The sequence below is a fragment of the Tessaracoccus oleiagri genome, from assembly GCF_900103275.1.
GTDB lineage: Bacteria > Actinomycetota > Actinomycetes > Propionibacteriales > Propionibacteriaceae > Arachnia > Arachnia oleiagri.
The window spans coordinates 622946-639490 of sequence record NZ_FNGP01000002.1 but is presented as its reverse complement, the minus strand read 5'-3'; the positions used below and the strand labels follow the sequence as shown (position 1 = coordinate 639490).

8 protein-coding genes are annotated in these 16545 nt (G+C 64.8%); 2 read left to right on the top strand and 6 right to left on the bottom strand.

Going from position 1 to position 16545, the window contains the following annotated elements:
* Positions 1–43: 43 nt before the first annotated feature.
* Positions 44–1396: an IS256 family transposase gene (locus BLR46_RS07965; RefSeq protein ID WP_143008219.1), complete on the bottom strand. Its 1353-nt coding sequence runs from the start codon at positions 1394–1396 to the stop codon at positions 44–46.
* Between BLR46_RS07965 and BLR46_RS07960 the strand changes: the two genes are divergently transcribed.
* Positions 1395–2102: a DDE-type integrase/transposase/recombinase gene (locus tag BLR46_RS07960; protein ID WP_093250715.1), complete on the top strand. Its 708-nt coding sequence runs from the start codon at positions 1395–1397 to the stop codon at positions 2100–2102. The genes BLR46_RS07965 and BLR46_RS07960 overlap by 2 nt on opposite strands.
* A 70-nt stretch (positions 2103–2172) precedes the next feature.
* Here BLR46_RS07960 and BLR46_RS07955 read toward each other — a convergent pair whose 3' ends face one another.
* Positions 2173–2664, bottom strand: a complete 492-nt coding sequence (locus BLR46_RS07955) for a GyrI-like domain-containing protein (protein WP_093250713.1) — start codon at positions 2662–2664, stop codon at positions 2173–2175.
* 120 nt (positions 2665–2784) lie between these two features.
* On the opposite strand from BLR46_RS07955, the gene BLR46_RS07950 reads away from it, so the two are divergent.
* Complete coding sequence (locus BLR46_RS07950) at positions 2785–6186, top strand: pyruvate carboxylase (protein ID WP_093250710.1); 3402 nt, start codon at positions 2785–2787, stop codon at positions 6184–6186.
* Positions 6187–6283: 97 nt separating this feature from the next.
* Here the strand turns inward: BLR46_RS07950 and BLR46_RS07945 are convergent, their stop codons facing one another.
* The 4 genes from BLR46_RS07945 to BLR46_RS07930 are packed head-to-tail and all read right to left on the bottom strand — an operon-like array spanning position 6284 to position 16509.
* Positions 6284–8419: a DEAD/DEAH box helicase gene (locus tag BLR46_RS07945; protein WP_093250708.1), complete on the bottom strand. Its 2136-nt coding sequence runs from the start codon at positions 8417–8419 to the stop codon at positions 6284–6286.
* A gap of 1 nt (position 8420) precedes the next feature.
* Positions 8421–9752, bottom strand: coding sequence for a BREX system ATP-binding protein BrxD (brxD, locus tag BLR46_RS07940; RefSeq protein ID WP_093250705.1), 1332 nt, complete (start codon positions 9750–9752; stop codon positions 8421–8423).
* A 39-nt stretch (positions 9753–9791) separates the two neighbouring features.
* Positions 9792–13001 carry a sacsin N-terminal ATP-binding-like domain-containing protein gene (locus BLR46_RS07935; protein WP_093250702.1) on the bottom strand — a complete coding sequence of 1070 codons (3210 nt, stop codon included), beginning with the start codon at positions 12999–13001 and terminating at the stop codon, positions 9792–9794.
* On the bottom strand, positions 12994–16509 hold the full coding sequence (locus BLR46_RS07930; protein ID WP_093250700.1) for a DEAD/DEAH box helicase: 3516 nt from the start codon (positions 16507–16509) through the stop codon (positions 12994–12996). The genes BLR46_RS07935 and BLR46_RS07930 overlap by 8 nt, the downstream gene beginning before the upstream one ends.
* Between the last annotated feature and the right edge of the window lie 36 nt (positions 16510–16545).

Below are 16545 nucleotides of genomic sequence, written 5' to 3'. Positions count from 1 at the left end.
GAGCGTGTCAAGTTGTTTGTGTAAGTGGTCGACATTTCAGGGGTTAGAGGTAGGGCTGGATTCGGTCGGGGTAGGCGAGGGCGAGTTGGGCGAGGGCTCGTTTCCAGTTCGTGACGACCTGTCCTTCGACGAGTCGGGGTTCGGCTTTGCGTTTCGAGCCCTTCGGTAGGCCGCGTTCCTTGGCTCGGTCACGGGCGCGTTTGTCCTCGATGTTGCAGATCGCCAGCCAGAGCAGTTTCACGACCGCGTCGTCGGAGGGGAAGTGACCGCGGTTCTTGGTGACCTTGCGCAGCTGGTAGTTCAACGACTCGATCGCGTTGGTGGTGTAGATCACCCGGCGCAGCATCGGCGGGAACGCCAGGAACGGTGTGAACCGGTCCCAGGCATCGGCGAACACGCGCACGGTGTTCGGGTTCTCCTTCCCCAGCTCAGAGGCCGCGAACGCCTCCAACGCCGCTCGGGCTGCCGCCTCGTCGGCGGCTTCGTAGACGCTCTTCAACGCGGTCGCGACGGGTTTGCGGGCCTTGTAGTTCACGAACCGCATCGCCTGCCGGATCAGATGGACCACGCAGGTCTGGACGGTGGCTTGGGGCCAGGTGGCCTCGATCGCCTCGGGGAACCCCGTGAGGCCGTCGCAGCAGACGATCAGCACGTCCTGGACGCCGCGGTTGGCGAGTTGGGCACACACCCCGGCCCAGAACTTCGCTCCTTCGGTGGCTTGGAGCCAGATCCCCAGCACGTGCTTGATCCCGTCCATGTCGACACCGACGGCGATGTGGGCGGCCTTGTTCCGCACGTGCGCGCCGTCGCGGACCTTCACGATGATCGCGTCCAAGTAGATCACGGGGTAGAACGCCTCCAGCGGGCGCTGCTGCCACGCCAGCACCTCATCCAGGACCTCGTCGGTGATCTTCGAGATGGTCTCGCGGCTGATCTCCGTGCCGATCGTGGAGACGAGGTGGTGCTCGATGTCTCTGACGGTCATCCCACCCGCATACAACGAGATGATCATGTCATCGAGTCCGCCCAGCCTTCGGCTGCCCTTGGGGACCAGCATCGGCGTGAACGTCCCGTCCCGGTCGCGAGGGATGTCGAGGTCGACGTCACCGACGCTCGTGGCGACGGTCTTCGGATACGTACCGTTGCGGGAGTTCGGGAACACGTCCGCGTCGGGATCGCCCTTCTCGTAACCGACATGCTCGGTCAGTTCCGCTTGGAGACCGCGCTCCAGGCCCGACTTGATCATCTGCTGGATCAGGCCGTCCTTGCCCTCGAGCTGCACGCTGCCGGCATCGATGGCGGCATAGAGCTCATCCAGCACACCGCTGGCCTCGAGGGCCCGGACGCCCTCACGCTGCTCGCGGCGACGCTCCTCACGGGCGTGCTTATCCATCATGGTCATCAGTGTCTCTGCTTTCGTGTCAGGAGCCACCCCTTACACAAACCATCTGACACCACCGCCGGTCCTCGTCGCGGACGCGCCAAGACAGGTGTGGTGCTGGGACATCACCGACCTCCCCGGCCCCGGCAGGCAGCGGTTCAAACTCTTCACGATGCTCGACCTCTACTCGCGCTGCGTCGTCGGTCACCGTGTCGAACACCACGAATCGCGTGAGCTCGCGGCCGAGTTCATTCACGCCTGCCTCGCCAGCGAGGGCGTCTCCCCGCGGGTGATCCACGCCGACAACGGCCCGGCAATGCGCGCCAGCACCACCCGTGACCTGCTCACCCGGCTGCACATCACCGCCTCCTACTCCCGGCCGAGGGTCTCCAACGACAACCCCTACGTCGAGTCCTTGTTCAAGACCACGAAATACGACCGTCGCTTCCCCGAACGCTTCGGCTCCCTCGACCACGCCCGCGCCTGGGCCGAGGAGTTCTTCACCGACTACAACACCCGCCACCACCACGAGGGCCTCGCCGGGCACACCCCCGAACGCGTCCACGACGGCTCCTGGCCCACCCATCACGAGCACTGGCGCACCCTCAAGAACGCCTACGCCCAACGCCACCCCCACAGGCACCACCGGACACCCGTGACCCACGAACCCCCAGACACCGTCTGGATCAACCCACCACACCAGCTGTCCCAAACAGCTTGATTTATTCCGACGTAAGCAGGTGAATCGCACCCGAGGCAGGTGGCCCGTTCCGGCTCCGCCCGACGAGGAGCTACTGCCGCCGCGTCACGGGCACGGCCAGCCCCGTGACGAGCTGCTCCTCCAGCACCCCGGGGAGCGGGCCGACGTCGTACGCCTCCCAGAAGGGGGAGCCCAGGTCGTAGCCGCGGTCGCTAACCTTCTCGCGGAACTGCTCCCAGCCCTCGCTCAGCCCGTCGTACCCGCCCTTGTACTTCGCCGTGGCGATGGTGCCGGCGGGAAGCTGGGACGTGAACACGACGGTGTCACCGAACTTCAGGACCTCGTCGAGGCCCGTCTCGACGGGGAACCCCACCTCCAGCGTGACCAGCCTCCCGAGCGGCTCGTCGAACCGGGAGAAGGCGACGTCGTCGGGGCGGAACCGTCCCTCCTTGATCGCGTCGCCGAGGACGGTGAAGGCGCGGTCCATGAACTGCGTGAGCTCGTCGACGGGCACCTTGTCGCCGCGTACGACGACCGTCGGGCAGCCGGGGAAGTCCAGGATCTCGGGTTCTGAGATGCTCATGCGGCCAGCCTATTTCGTCGGGTAGCCCGCCGGGGACGTCGCCGCGCGCCCGATTCCTTGGCGGCCGCCCATGAGATCGGCCCTGCCGTCGGGTGGTTTCCGGCCGCTATCGTGTGCACCATGTTCAGCAAGGTATTGGTCGCCAACCGTGGCGAGATCGCAGTCCGCGCCTTCCGCGCCGCATACGAACTCGGGCTCGGCACCGTCGCGGTGTTCCCCTACGAGGACCGCAACGCCGACCACCGCGTCAAGGCGAACGAGTCCTACCTGATCGGGGAGGAGGGCCACCCGGTCCGCGCCTACCTCGACATCAACGAGATCATCCGGGCCGCCAAGGAGTCCGGGGCCGACGCGATCTACCCCGGCTACGGCTTCCTCTCCGAGAACCCGGACCTCGCGCAGGCCTGTCTGGACAACGACATCATCTTCATCGGCCCCTCGCCCGAGGTGCTCACGATGGCGGGCAACAAGAAGCGCGCGGTCGAGGCCGCCAAGAAGGCCGGCGTGCCCACGCTCGCCTCGTCGGAGCCGGGAACGGACCCCGACGAGCTGGAGAAGGCCGCCCACGAGATCGGTTTCCCCGTCTTCATCAAGGCCGTCCTGGGCGGCGGCGGTCGCGGCATGCGCCGCGTGGAGGACCCGGCGAAGTTCCGCGACGAGCTCGGCGCGGCCATGCGCGAGGCGGACGCCGCGTTCGGCGACGGCACCGTCTTCATCGAGCAGGCCGTGGTCGGCCCACGCCACATCGAGGTGCAGATCCTCGGCGACTCGCAGGGCAACATCGTCCACCTCTTCGAGCGCGACTGCTCGATCCAGCGCCGCCACCAGAAGGTGATCGAGATGGCGCCCGCGCCGTTCTTCACCCAGGAGCAGCGCGACGCCATCACCGCCGACGCGGTGAAGTTCGCGCGCGCCATCGACTACACGTGCGCAGGCACCGTCGAGTTCCTGGTCGAGACGCAGGGACCGCGCGCCGGCGAACACGTGTTCATCGAGATGAACCCGCGCATCCAGGTGGAGCACACGGTCACCGAGGAGATCACCGACGTCGACCTCGTGCAGGCGCAGATGCGCATCGCCAAGGGCGAGTCGCTCGAGCAGATCGGCATCCGCCAGGAGGAGCTCGAGATCCGCGGCGCCGCGCTGCAGTGCCGCATCACCACCGAGGACCCGCTGAACGGCTTCCGCCCGGACACCGGCCTCATCACGGCCTACCGTTCCGCCTCCGGCGCCGGCATCCGTCTCGACGGTGGCACCACCGGTACCGGCGTGGAGATCTCGCCGCACTTCGACTCGCTGCTGGTGAAGCTCACCGCGCGCGGCCGCGACTTCGACGTCGCGATCAACCGGGCACGACGGGCGCTGGCGGAGTTCCGCATCCGCGGCGTCGCGTCCAACATCCCGTTCCTGCGTGCGGTCCTCGACGACCCCGACTTCGCGAAGCCGGGGATGACCACCGCCTTCATCGAGGAGCGCCCCTACCTCCTGAGCGCCCGCACCCCCGCCGACCGGGCGACGAAGCTGCTGCGCTGGGTGGCCGACGTCACCGTCAACCAGCCCAACGGCGCCGCCCCGACGGAGCTCGCGCCGCAGGAGAAGCTGCCGAAGATCGAGCTCAACGGCGACGTGCCCCCCGGCGCGCGCCAGCGACTGCTGGAGCTGGGCGCCGAGGGCTTCGCGGCGGACCTCCGCGCGGCCAAGGCCGTGCAGGTCACCGACACCACCTACCGCGACGCGCACCAGTCGCTGCTCGCCACGCGCGTGCGCACGCGCGACCTCGTCGCCGTCGCCCCGCACCAGGCGCGCATGCTGCCGAACATGTTCTCGGTCGAGTGCTGGGGCGGCGCCACCTACGACGTGGCGCTGCGGTTCCTCGGTGAGGACCCGTGGGAGCGACTCGCCAAGCTTCGCGAAGCCATGCCCAACCAGAACCTGCAGATGCTGCTGCGCGGCCGCAACACCGTCGGCTACACCCCGTACCCGACGGAGGTCACCGAGGCGTTCGTCCAGGAGGCGGCGGAGGTCGGCATCGACATCTTCCGCATCTTCGACGCGCTGAACGACGTCGAGCAGATGCGGCCCGCCATCGACGCGGTGCGCAACACGTCGGCGGTGGCCGAGGTGGCGCTGTGCTACACGTCGAACCTGCTCGACCCGGCCGAGAAGATCTACACGCTCGACTACTACCTGCGGCTCGCCGAGGAGATCGTCGGCGCCGGCGCGCACATCCTCGCCATCAAGGACATGGCCGGCCTGCTGCGGCCGGAGGCGGCGCGTCGCCTCGTCGGTGCCCTGCGCGAGCGGTTCGACCTGCCGGTCCACCTCCACACGCACGACACCACGGGCGGCCAGATCGCCACGCTCGTCGCCGCGATCGAGGCGGGGGTGGACGCCGTCGACGTGGCCAACTCGGCGATGAGCTCGACGACGTCCCAGCCTCCGATGTCGACGCTGCTCGCCGCCCTCGACGGCACCGACCGCATGCCCGACCTCGACCCGAAGGCCGTGCTGGAGCTCGAGCCGTACTGGGAGGCGGTGCGCCGCCTGTACGCGCCGTTCGAGTCGGGCCTGCCCGCGCCCACGGGCCGCGTGTACATGCACGAGATCCCGGGCGGCCAGCTGTCGAACCTGCGCCAGCAGGCGATCGCGCTCGGTCTGGGGGAGAAGTTCGAGGAGATCGAGCGCATGTACGGCGCCGCGGACAAGATCCTCGGCCGCCCGACGAAGGTGACCCCGTCGTCGAAGGTGGTGGGCGACCTCGCCCTGCACCTCGTGGCCGTGGGCGCCGACCCCAAGGAGTTCGAGTCGGATCCGCAGAACTTCGACGTCCCGGACTCGGTGATCGGGTTCCTGAACGGTGAGCTCGGCGAGCCCGCCGGCGGGTGGCCGGAGCCGTTCCGCACCAAGGCGCTCGAGGGCCGCCGCAAGCCGGTGCGCATCACCGAGGTGCCGGAGGAGTCGCTGGCCAAGCTGCAGCAGTCGGGTCGCGAGCGTCAGGAGACGCTGAACCACCTGCTGTTCCCCGGCCCCGCCCGCGAGTTCCAGCAGCTGCGCGACGACTTCGGCGACGTGTCGCTGCTGCCCACCGTGCCGTTCCTCTACGGCATGCGGCCCGGGCAGGAGTATGCGGTCACGCTCGAGAAGGGCGTCACGCTGCTCATGGGTCTCGAGGCCATCGGTGAGCCCGACAAGCGCGCCAAGCGGTCGGTCATGACCTCGCTGAACGGTCAACTCCGGCCGGTCCGGGTCCGTGACAACTCGCTCGAGTCCGAGGTCCCCGTCGCGGAGAAGGCCGACCCGAAGAACCCCGGCCACGTCGCCGTCCCGTTCTCCGGCGCGGTGACCCCCACCGTGGTGGAGGGCGACGCCGTCGAGGCCGGCGCCCCCGTCGCCACGATCGAGGCCATGAAGATGGAGGCGTCGATCAACGCGCCCATCGCCGGTCGCGTGAAGCGCATGGTCATCCGGGACACCCAGCCGCTGAACGGCGGCGACCTCGTCCTGGTCATCGAGCCGGCCTGACCCTCGCCCGACGCACGTTCGCCTGCGTTTCCTACGTTCACCAGCCTTCCTGCGCAGGTGAACGGGAACGCAGGCGCCTTCGCGTCCGGGTGGCTGCTCAGTCCCTCGCGCGGCGACGTTCGACGATCGGCTCCTGCGCTGCACGCTGAGCACCAGAGTGGTCAGCCAGACGCCGCGCGAGAATCCGGACGGCGAGATCCTCCGGAAGCAGATCACCGAATTTCAGGTCCTGGACTGCACGCTTGGACACGGCTGGCTCGACGAGGCCGAACTCGGAACCGAAACGCTGCACGGCCGCGTCGAGTGCATCCCTGAGTTCGGAAGCGGCAATGTCCCTTCGGAAGGACACGTAGTGGTTGGTGAAGGTGGACTGCTCGTCGCAGAGTCTCGGGGCGACCTGCTCCAGCGCAGCGTGCAGGAGGGCGTTGGCCCGGCCGCCAGCCCAGGTCCACCAGCGCGTGTCGTCGGGATCGTTGAGGACAACTGTGCGCGTCGGATCCACGCGATCCGCCCATTCGTGGCGGAGTTCCTGCAAGCGGGCAGACGCTCTCGCAGTCAGGCCGACGGCGCCTAGGTCGGCGCCCAGCAGTACCCGTCGCATGGCATCGACCAGCTTGCCGCTGAGCGGTATCGACGAACCGAGCCACCTCGCCATCCCGACGCCCTGGGCGGGCTCCACGTAGGCCTTCTTCTTCGCCCAGTCGACGGCGTTGACGGTCCATGCACGACCTGCCAGAGCCAGCCGGCGAGGGCCCATCACCTTCGCCAACAGCACCATGGGGTCTACCGTCCCGATCTCTGTTCGTCCGTGGAGGACTGCCACCTGAGGATTCGACGTGAACACGCTCATGACTTCCATGAAGTGTCGCCGACCGTACCGGCGCTCGGCCTCATTGCCGACCATGAGCATGTCGCCATCGACATGCAGGACGCCGCGCTCCACGAGCGTGTCGACGATCAGCTCCGACTCTGTCGCCGAGGACAGGGCCAAGCCGCCCAGCCAATCTCGCCAGAGGTGCCGACCCACCTGGCCTTCCTGCAATGCGAGTGCCAGCAGTTGTTGAGCGGCGATATGGGCGGGTGCTGGTGGCGGAGCGATCGTCTCAACCCATCCCTCGCTCCAGAGCAGCAGAAGGCCGGATGCGCGAAGGAGTTCATCATCGTCGACGGTGAGCACCGTCATGTTGCGTCGAGTGCCGGGGCGTCGTCCGGTACGACCGAGCCTCTGAAGGAATGAAGCCACTGTGGTCGGAGCGCCGACCTGGAGGACGCGGTCCAGATCGCCCACATCGATGCCCAGCTCCAACGTCGAGGTGGCAACTATGACGCAGTCCCTAGCCCCCGCGAACGCGGTCTCCGATCGCCGACGCTCCGTGGCTGAAAGGCTGGAGTGTGAGACATAGGTGTCGACGTCGAGGTCACCGAGCCGTACGCCCAGCCGTTCAACGGTGCGCCGGGAGTCGGCGAACACCAATCGCTTCTCTCCGCGGTGCAGCAGTGAAACGACTTTGGCTGCGTTGTCCACCGAGCCGACGTAGTCCAGTGCCACATCGGGCTCCGCCACCGACTCGGATGGGGGTGAGATCACTGTCCCTGCGACCCCAGACTGCAGGTTGGAGGCCTGGAGCCACTGGAGGAGAGCCCCAGGGTTCCCGACCGTTGCAGAGAGTCCGACCCTCTGCAGGGGCCGTTCGACCAAGCGGGTGAGCCGTTCCAGGACGGCCAGGAGGTGCCAGCCCCGGTCGTCGCCCGCGAAGGCGTGGATTTCGTCGACGATCACCGCTCGTACGTCGCCCAGGAGCGAGCGGGGATCCAGCGTGCTGGAGACGAGCATCGCCTCGATCGACTCCGGCGTCGTCATGAGGACGTCCGGCCGCTCTGCAGCCAAACGGCGGCGGACGCTCTGAGCGGTGTCTCCGTGCCGCACCGCTGCACTCCTACCCAGCCACTTCGCGTACGTATCGAGGCGCAGTTCCAGGTTGTTGAGGAGCGCCCGTAGGGGGCAGATGTAGAGGATCGACGTCCCGGTCCACGATTCCGCGGACATTCGGGTGAGCAGTGGAAAGACCGCCGCTTCGGTCTTGCCGCCGGCCGTCGGAGCAAGGAGCAAGGCGTCCTCGCCCGCGACGAGAGGCTCCGCCGCAGCGTCCTGCAACGGCCGCAGGTCCCGCCAGCCCAGGGTGTTGACGATGTGGTGCTGCACCGCCGGATGGAGCGCGTCAAAGCCGCTCATGTCAATCGGCGTCCAGCTCGATCTCGTCCAGCGATGCCGCTCCCCGGGCGGCGTTGCGCTCCACCGGGGTGAGCTCGCCGGCGTCGACGGTGAGCGCGTAGTGGGTACGTGGGTCGAAGTCCGGGAACTGGTCGACTCTGTCCAGCACGTCCCCGACCAGCTTCTTGAGGAACACCCGCGGTGCCACACCCACCTTGCCCCCGAGTGAGCCAGCCACGGCGTCGGCCAGATCGGCGATGTACCGGTCGTCGACCACTCGCCGGAGCCGTTCGAGATCCTCGACGCCGCCCGCGTAGAGGTCGCGAACTTTGCCGCCGAGCTCCACGAGACTCTCGCGAGTGAAGCCAGGCAGGCGGACTTGGACCGCGCGAGGGTTGTCGAAGCGAGCGTCGGTGCTGAAATCGGTGTGCAAACGTTGGGCCAGCGGTGGGAGGCGGCTGAGGCCGGCGGGCCCCTCGAAGAAGGCGGGGGTGCCGGTGATGAGCAGGAACAGTCCGGGATAGCGACCCGAGTCCACCTCGTCGATGAGCTGTCGGAGGGCATTGAGCGCCTTGTCGCGAACATCCCCGCGGACCCGCTGCAGCGTCTCGACCTCGTCGAGCACGACGAGCAGCCCCGGGTGCCCCGCGTCCTTGAGTACGGTGAGGAGCCCTTGCAGGAAAGCCATCGCGCCGAAATGGTCGAGATCGCCGCGAAGTCCTGCGGTGCGTTTCGCCGCGGCTGCGACGTGTGGCTGGCCACCGACCCAGGCGGCCAGCCCTTCGGCGGTAGCGCCGTCACCGGCTAGCGATGCAGCCCGGTAGGCGCGCAGCGCCTGTGCGAAGGCCGGTGTCTTGCTGGATACCGTCGCGAGCCGTGCCTCCAGAATCCGCTCGACGGCTGCGGACAGCTCGGAGTCCGAGGCATGCAGCAGGGCGGGGTTGGCCTCGGTGGCGTCGGATTCCAGGGTGAACAACCAACCGTCCAGGACGGAGCGAAAGGCGCTGGGCGGGACGGTGGCGGTGCGCAGCGATTCGGTGACCCTTCGATAGACCGTCTCAAGCCGATGCAGTGGGGTCTCCGTCTCGCTGATCTGTACCTCTGCCGTCGCCCAACCCATACGCAGCGCCCGCTCCGCAAGATGTCTGGTGAAGAAGGTCTTGCCGGAGCCATACTCGCCTCGCACGGCCTTGAAGACTGCCGACCCGCCGGACGCAGCCGAAAGCTCCGAGTCGAGCGCCGAACCGAACCTGTCCAGCCCTACGGCCAAGAGATCCAGCCCGTTCGCGGGCACAGTCCCACGGCGTAGTGCATCGATCACGTCGCGGCGACGGCGCGGGGAGACGTCAGCCATGGGGTCCTCTACCAATCAGAAGTGGTTGCCGCCGGAGGATCACGCGGTGTCCCGGCGGTCGCCAGCTATGCCTAGAGCGGCCTTGAGATCGATGGCGTGCTTCCCCGTGAAGGCAATCGCGACCCGACGGTGGTCAAGGATCACCGGAACCTCCACAAGGCCCTGTCCAGGACTCACCGAGACGGTGGCAATGACGTCCATCAACTCGTCTTCCTTCGTCTGCCTCGTGTACTTGAACATGGCGGCACAGAGTGGGCACAGTGCTATGGCGTTGGCGGTGTGGATCTGCTTCCGGCCACTGACGAGGCGCACGGCCTCGAAGTACCACAACCCATCGCTCGTCCGAAAAGGCAGCACCTTCCGGCAGGCCTGGCAGTGCATTTCGCCTGTTGGCCGAGTGTAGTGACCTCGTAGGTAGGCCCTCGACTCGCTACTCGCCTGCGATTGGGCGACTACCACGCTCCGCTCGCGCAGCGCCGTTGTGCGCAGTGGCGCCGTCTCGGCGTCCGCAGCGGCCACAGAGCTTCGCCGATCCGGGTCGATCGATGCGGCTTCAGGAAACCCGAGAGGCTCTGCATGTTGGCGAAGAAACGCCCTCATCTGTTCAATTGTAAACCCGAGGTCCCTCGCTTCACGGAGAACTTCGATCCCATCTTCATCCAAGCCCTCCTCCCGGAGGAAGTTGCTGACCCCTTCGAGCTTCTCGCGTCGTCTGTGGGCCTCGGCCCCGAAGTCGAGTCTGTGGACTAGCGACGCATTCACCGGGCGGACGCAATCTTCTGGGAGGTCATCAATAGTCATGTCGCAGGGAAGCTTGACATCACCATTCCGGTCCAGAATCCAAGCAGTCGTCTTGAGGGCTTGGGCCAGTTGCGAAGCCATGGGGTGCTTGGGCGCGCTCTTGTTAGCTTGGTAGGACGCGATCGCTTTGGAAGCGGGGGCCCTCGCCACGGTGTCCCACAACTGGCGGAGGAGAATGTGGTCCTGCGACTCCAGAATTTTGTCGAGGTCCGCAATCCCCCAATCGTACCGTTCCCCGTAGGAATTCTCGTTGTTGGATGTCCTCCAACTCCACGACAGCAAAGGATTGTCGTATACGTCCACCGGGCATATCTCGATCCGGGTCTTGGCGCCCGCCAGTTCTAGGAACTCCTCGATCTTGTCGACCTCGAGGTAGATGGCGGAGAGCGGGTAAGGGCCCTCGTCGTACGCGTAGCCGCCCGTGTCTTGCCAGAACAGCTCTGTTCGTGGGTAGAGACTCGACAAGCCGGTTTCGCGGAAGGGTAGATCCAGGAACGTCTCCTGGGGAGTCGCCCACCGCAGAGAGCCGTCCGATTGCTCAGCCAACAGGAACGGGACGTCCCCGAATTTCTCCCGTGCCAGACGCTGATTCCTCAGCCCGTAGCGCACGAACTCTCGGACATCGCTGAGATGGCCAGGATCGTGATCCGCTGGTGGATGGGCACGAGTTACAAAGGTTGATCGAGGGTAGCGCTCCAGCCTCTGCTCGAGCTTGGCGTTCAGGTCCCACCTTTTGACCCCAGCAGCCGTGTAGAAGAGCTTGAGGTAGTGCGCTCGAGCTTGGTCCTCGTCGTCATCGAAGTAGGCGAGACCTATGGGAACGCGTGTCTGGACTGTGTCTGCTCGGCTTGCAGGGAGGTAGGTCTGCGGTCCTCGGACGTGCTTCCTCTTTCCCCGTTGCACTAGCCGAATCATTGGGACCCCCTTGAGGTCCGCCCGGAGGAGCGCGGAGTTCTTGCTGCCGCGACCGATCAATTGATAGAAGTCGAGCAATGCTCCGTCAGACTTTGCTTCAAGCCAACGCAGCCATTCGTTGATTCGAGGCTGCTGAGAGTTTCCGATCTCACGAACCAGGCCTAATATCGAGTTGAGTTCGCGCCATCCAAACTCCATGGTCTCCAGAGAACTGAGAAACTTTCCAGCGCGCCCGTCACGATCCCGAATCCACCGGGGGGTGGGCTCCGTCGGCATTTGTGCGAGATTGAAAAGTGGCGGTAGGTCGGTGGGTTCGAGCCCATTGCGGAAGTCGCTGGGACTGGATACTAGCGTCCGAGCCGCGGCGAACTCTTGACTGCTTCCGCGCACCGGGGTGATGGGGAGATCATTGAATGCCTCTGCGATCATGTTGCGGATCAGGGTGTAGGGATGCGCAATAGAGTCTTCACCGTTGGGCATGGCTGCTAGGAAACGGTCATCCACGAGACCGTCAGCGCACAACCTTGGAAGCTCATCAACAATGAGCGCACCTATACCGGAAACAAGTCGAATATTGCCCGGGTCGTCGCGGACGCTATCGCGTGCGACCGTAGATGCGAAGGGTGCGTGTATGTGGAATCGAAGCCCGGAGACCTCTCTGGCGGCAGGGAAGTAGATCGAGACCTCGCCGCTCTTGAGAGCGGAGACCGACCACTGGTGGCCCGACGATCTCGCAGATCCGTCTTCGGCCCCCTGGACGCCCTCGCCGCGAGAAACGTTCGTCTGCTCAAGGCGGAACGCCGCGGCGACCCTCAATCTTTCGTGTCCCTCGCTCGTGGGGCCGACTAGGCGTAGCCAGTGGGACTCAACGAAGCTCTCACCCTCGGACTTTTGGATGCGAATGTGCCGATCGTCGATGGCTGTGCGTTCGATGATCCCTATGGTGCGGTCTGGTAGCTCATATGTGATCGTGCTGATGTCGTTGAGGAAGAGGAGAGTCTTTTCGTCAAGCTCCTGAAGCCCTCGCTCGATTTCTTCCCGTGCCTGCTTCGCAGGTTTATCCGGTCGGTCGAACGGGAAGGCAAAGGTCGTCATGCCAGGCGGAGCACTTCCTGGAATCTGCTCTGGAACAAAGAGGTCAGTGATGGCGAACGAGTACGGTCCGGACCACACTCGAGGCTGGGAGGTATAGGCGAATACGGCCTTGAAACCGACGCCAAACTTGCCGATTTGGGTGGGATCGTCCTTCTTAGTTGACTGGCCGATTCCGGTGATCGAGTCGATGTCCTGGAGAGTAAAGAGGCGCTTCCCGTCGTGCGAGACCTTCAGATGATCCTCGTGCAGAGCGAACTCGATCGTTGTCGCATGCGCGTCCTCAGCGTTCTGCAGGAGCTCGTATATGAAGTGCGCGTTGTCCGGGTACAGTTCGGACAGAAGACTTCTCAAGCCCTTTTCGAACCCGTTGGCACGCGCGGCTTGAACATAGCCGAGTCGTCTTATGCGGAGTTCTTCCAGCTCTGCATGCTCACTCATGGACCACCTCGACCGTGCCGGCGCACAGGAGTGTGCTCGTGATGTCCGTGCGCTCGATGGTTTTCCTCAGCCGCCTGATTCGAGTCTCGAAGTCGTCCTCGAGCGTACGTAGCTCGGATTCCCGCATCCGACGGATGTTGTCATGGGAAGCGGTTGCGATTTGGTCCTCCAGCAACAGGACGCGGGCCTGATGTGTTGTGACGAGTGAGGCCAATTGGTTCTCGACGTGGCTACGGGTCTGGTCGATATGCGAGGCACGGGCGTCCACCCATTCGGCGTAGTGGTGCTCGTCGAGGTCTTCAACGCTTTCCAGTGGCGCGCCGCTTGAGTCTGTAGCTGCCACCAGCAGATCGCTAAGCCCGTTCGAGAGGTGCTTGTCGCTGGTAGTGATCCGGACCTCGAAATCGTCCCGCGCGCCGAGGTAGGTCCAGGCATAGATGGCCACCGAGTGTTGGCCCATGGGGATGTCGTTGGCTCTCACCTGGAGACTAAAGGCGCTGTCCGGAGCAAACGGGCCCACATGTGCCGCTGCGGTCCGCACCAAGTCGTGGACGGGGGACAGCAGCTCTATGTCGCCGTCGACGGCGAGGGCAGGATCAAACGTGAGACGCCGCGCCTGGTCTCCGCCTATGTCGAGCCAGCGCTGCCAAGAGGAAGTTTGCGCGGAGTTCAGAGCATCGCAGTCCGCCTTCAGAGCTTCCCGAACGTCTCGGGTGGGACGAAGCACAGCGACAGGCCGATCGAAGAGCGAATCGGCACGCTCATACCCTCGGGACCGAAGATAGTGCTGCACCAGCCTGCGGAGCTGATCCGGGGCAAGCCAAAGGCTAGATGCTTGTTCGACGCCTTCAGCGTCGAGTCTTCTCAACGGTAGACCGAATAGGGCGCTCTCACGCTCTTCCAGCTCCTCCTGTTCCTGAATCCGACCGATCCTGTTGTCAGCCAATTGCTGGAGTCTTAGAGCGCGCTCAGCCTCCGACAGAGTCAGATCTTCACCGATCTTGCGGATTTCGCGGGTCAGATCGCCCAAAATGGCTTCGCTACCGCCGAGGGCGCGCTCAAAAACTCCGATCCGCACCAAGCAGCGCTCATAGATGTGAGCGTCCACGGTGCCGCTGACGATGAGATTCTTGATCGCGACCGTCTCGCTGCGCTGGCCGCGACGGTCGATTCTGCCGATCCGCTGTTCGATCCGCATCGGATTCCAGGGCAGGTCATAGTTGACCAGAGCGTCACAGAATTGGTAATCGAGACCCTCGGTTCCGACCTCGGAGGACAGGAGAACGTCGATGGCGTCCGGCTCGGTCTGCGGCTTGGCAAACCTGGCTCGCAGCCCGCGCCGCTCATCGTCAGGCACGCCCCCATGGACGACTCCGACCCGGATCCCAGCGCCAGAGAGGTGATCCAGGAGGTACCGCAGCGTGTGTCGGAATGTGCTGAAGACAAGTAGCTTGTTGTTGGGTAGCTGCTGCTTCTCGTTGACGTAGCTCAACAGACGGTCCAACTTCGGATCATTGGTCAGCTCGCTGGCACGCTTGGCGATGTCTCGAATCTCTGCGACGTAAGAACTGAGGGCGGATGCGTCCAGAAGCTCGTCGTCCGCGTCGGCTTCGCTGAGTTCCTCAGCATCCAGCTTGCGTTGGAGGAGGTCCTCAACGAAGGGTGCCAAGCCGTTGAGCGAGCTTGCTGCCTGCCGCTGGAGCGTGGAGAGAATGAAGTCCAACGACTGACCATGGCCCTTTTCGGTGGAGATGCGACCGGCGAGATCAAGCAGATCTGCATGCACCGCTGCCTGCTGAGGCGTGAAGTCGACTTCTAGAGTCTCCGGCTTGCGGGTGGTGAAGGACCCAATGTCCCGTCGGCGCGTGCGGTTGATAATGCCGGAGAAGGTGTTGAGTGACTGCGCGAGTCGCAGGGCTTTCACCCTGTCTCTGCTTTCGTTTGCTCCACTGACGAGGAGATCCCGGAGTTGCTGCGTCCGAGGATCTGCCCGTAGAACCCGAGTTCCCCAAGTGGTCTCCAATGCACGATCTAGAGCGTCCAGAGCGGTGTCCTGCCAGCCCTCGCCAGCGATTCGGATTGTGCTCTCTATTCGCGCCAGATCTGCATTGGGCTCTCGCATGAGATCAAACGTCTGGCCGTCCGCGAAAACGTCTGGACGCAACAGTCGGAGGAGGTTACGTAGGTCGTCGCTGCCTGTCTGGATAGGGGTGGCGGATATGAGGACGGCTGCTTCGGCCGAGTCCAGAAGGTGTTTGACGACTCTGTGGCTCCACGTGTCGCTGTTGCGAACGTGGTGGGCCTCGTCCACGATGACTAGGTCGAACTTAACGGGTGGAACGAGCGATATCAGGCCTGGACGGTTGCGGCGCGGCGTTTCCTCGCCGAGAAGCAGCCGCTCGTCCAGGAGCGAGTAGGGGAGGATCGCCTTGCTGAAGCGCGAAGGCCAGCGTCCCTCGGCTCGCGTCTCTTCAATGCAGTAGCGCAAAGTAGAGGGATCGAGGTGAACGAAGTCCTCGTCGAACCGTTTGAGCTCGGCCCTCCATTTGTTCTCTACCACCAGCGGCTTGGGGCAGATCACCAAGATGGAGTCCAGCTTCTGACGTGCCTGCAACTCCTTGATGATGAGACCCGCCTCGATGGTCTTGCCAACGCCCACATCATCAGCGATCAACAGACGAGGGCGATCCGCGTTGATCAGCTTCATCACCGGACGGTACTGGTAGGGCTCGTAGTCAATTCGCCCACTGTTCAGTGAGTAGAGCCGGCTCACCGAGGGATGGAGGACATGTGCGGCAGTCAGCCGTGCCTTCAGCTCGTCCGCTGACAATTCCTCACTGGTCTGAACCTCAATGGCCTCGACCTGGCTTGCGTAGTAGGTCTGGCGAGTGTTCCCATGAGAAACAGTCAGGCGGGCGGTTGAGCCTACGCCGTTTACCCGGGTCACCACGCCTTTCAACTCAGGACGTGCCTTAACCTGCACTTCGTCACCCGGGGCGAAACCCGACGCCGATTCCTCGGCGGAAGTGGTTGGGATCACAAGTTCCTGGCTCGGCCTGTTCGGGGCAGCCGGCGCGAGCGCCTTCAGCGCTTCGGATCTCGCTGCCACCAACCGGACCGTCTCGTCGCTGTCTGGCTCCAACGACTCGGCCAACAAGGCGAGAGTTTCAATGTCCCGGTGGATGCGATCGGGAGATGGCTGTCGTCCTGGCGCATCGTGGGCGTGCCGATTGCGCACGCTCGCAGCTTCTCTGAGTAGATTGCGGTCGTCCCATTTGACGAGGCTTCTGCGTCTGAATACATCCCAATTCTGGTCTAAGACTCGCAGGATGGCAGCGGTGTCGAGGTCCTCCAGACGGGTCCAGCCCTGTTCTCTCGCCTGGGCGCTCTGCTGGTAAGTGAGCTTGCCCAGCACATTGTCGGTCCACCAATTGGGGCCAAGCGTGGAGAGCTCTCGACGCAGAATGCGACGGAGCAGCGAGGTCAGCGTCGACAGATGCTCTCGCACGGGCTCTCCCTTGAGACGGTCTGGCGGTATCGTCAG

Coding starts and splice junctions, on each gene's coding strand:
- BLR46_RS07960 (WP_093250715.1), top strand. CDS start 1,395: ATGGTCATCAGTGTCTCTGCTTTCGTGTCAGGAGCCACCCCTTACACA.
- BLR46_RS07965 (WP_143008219.1), bottom strand. CDS start 1,396: ATGATGGATAAGCACGCCCGTGAGGAGCGTCGCCGCGAGCAGCGTGAG.
- BLR46_RS07955 (WP_093250713.1), bottom strand. CDS start 2,664: ATGAGCATCTCAGAACCCGAGATCCTGGACTTCCCCGGCTGCCCGACG.
- BLR46_RS07950 (WP_093250710.1), top strand. CDS start 2,785: ATGTTCAGCAAGGTATTGGTCGCCAACCGTGGCGAGATCGCAGTCCGC.
- BLR46_RS07945 (WP_093250708.1), bottom strand. CDS start 8,419: ATGAGCGGCTTTGACGCGCTCCATCCGGCGGTGCAGCACCACATCGTC.
- brxD (WP_093250705.1), bottom strand. CDS start 9,752: ATGGCTGACGTCTCCCCGCGCCGTCGCCGCGACGTGATCGATGCACTA.
- BLR46_RS07935 (WP_093250702.1), bottom strand. CDS start 13,001: ATGAGTGAGCATGCAGAGCTGGAAGAACTCCGCATAAGACGACTCGGC.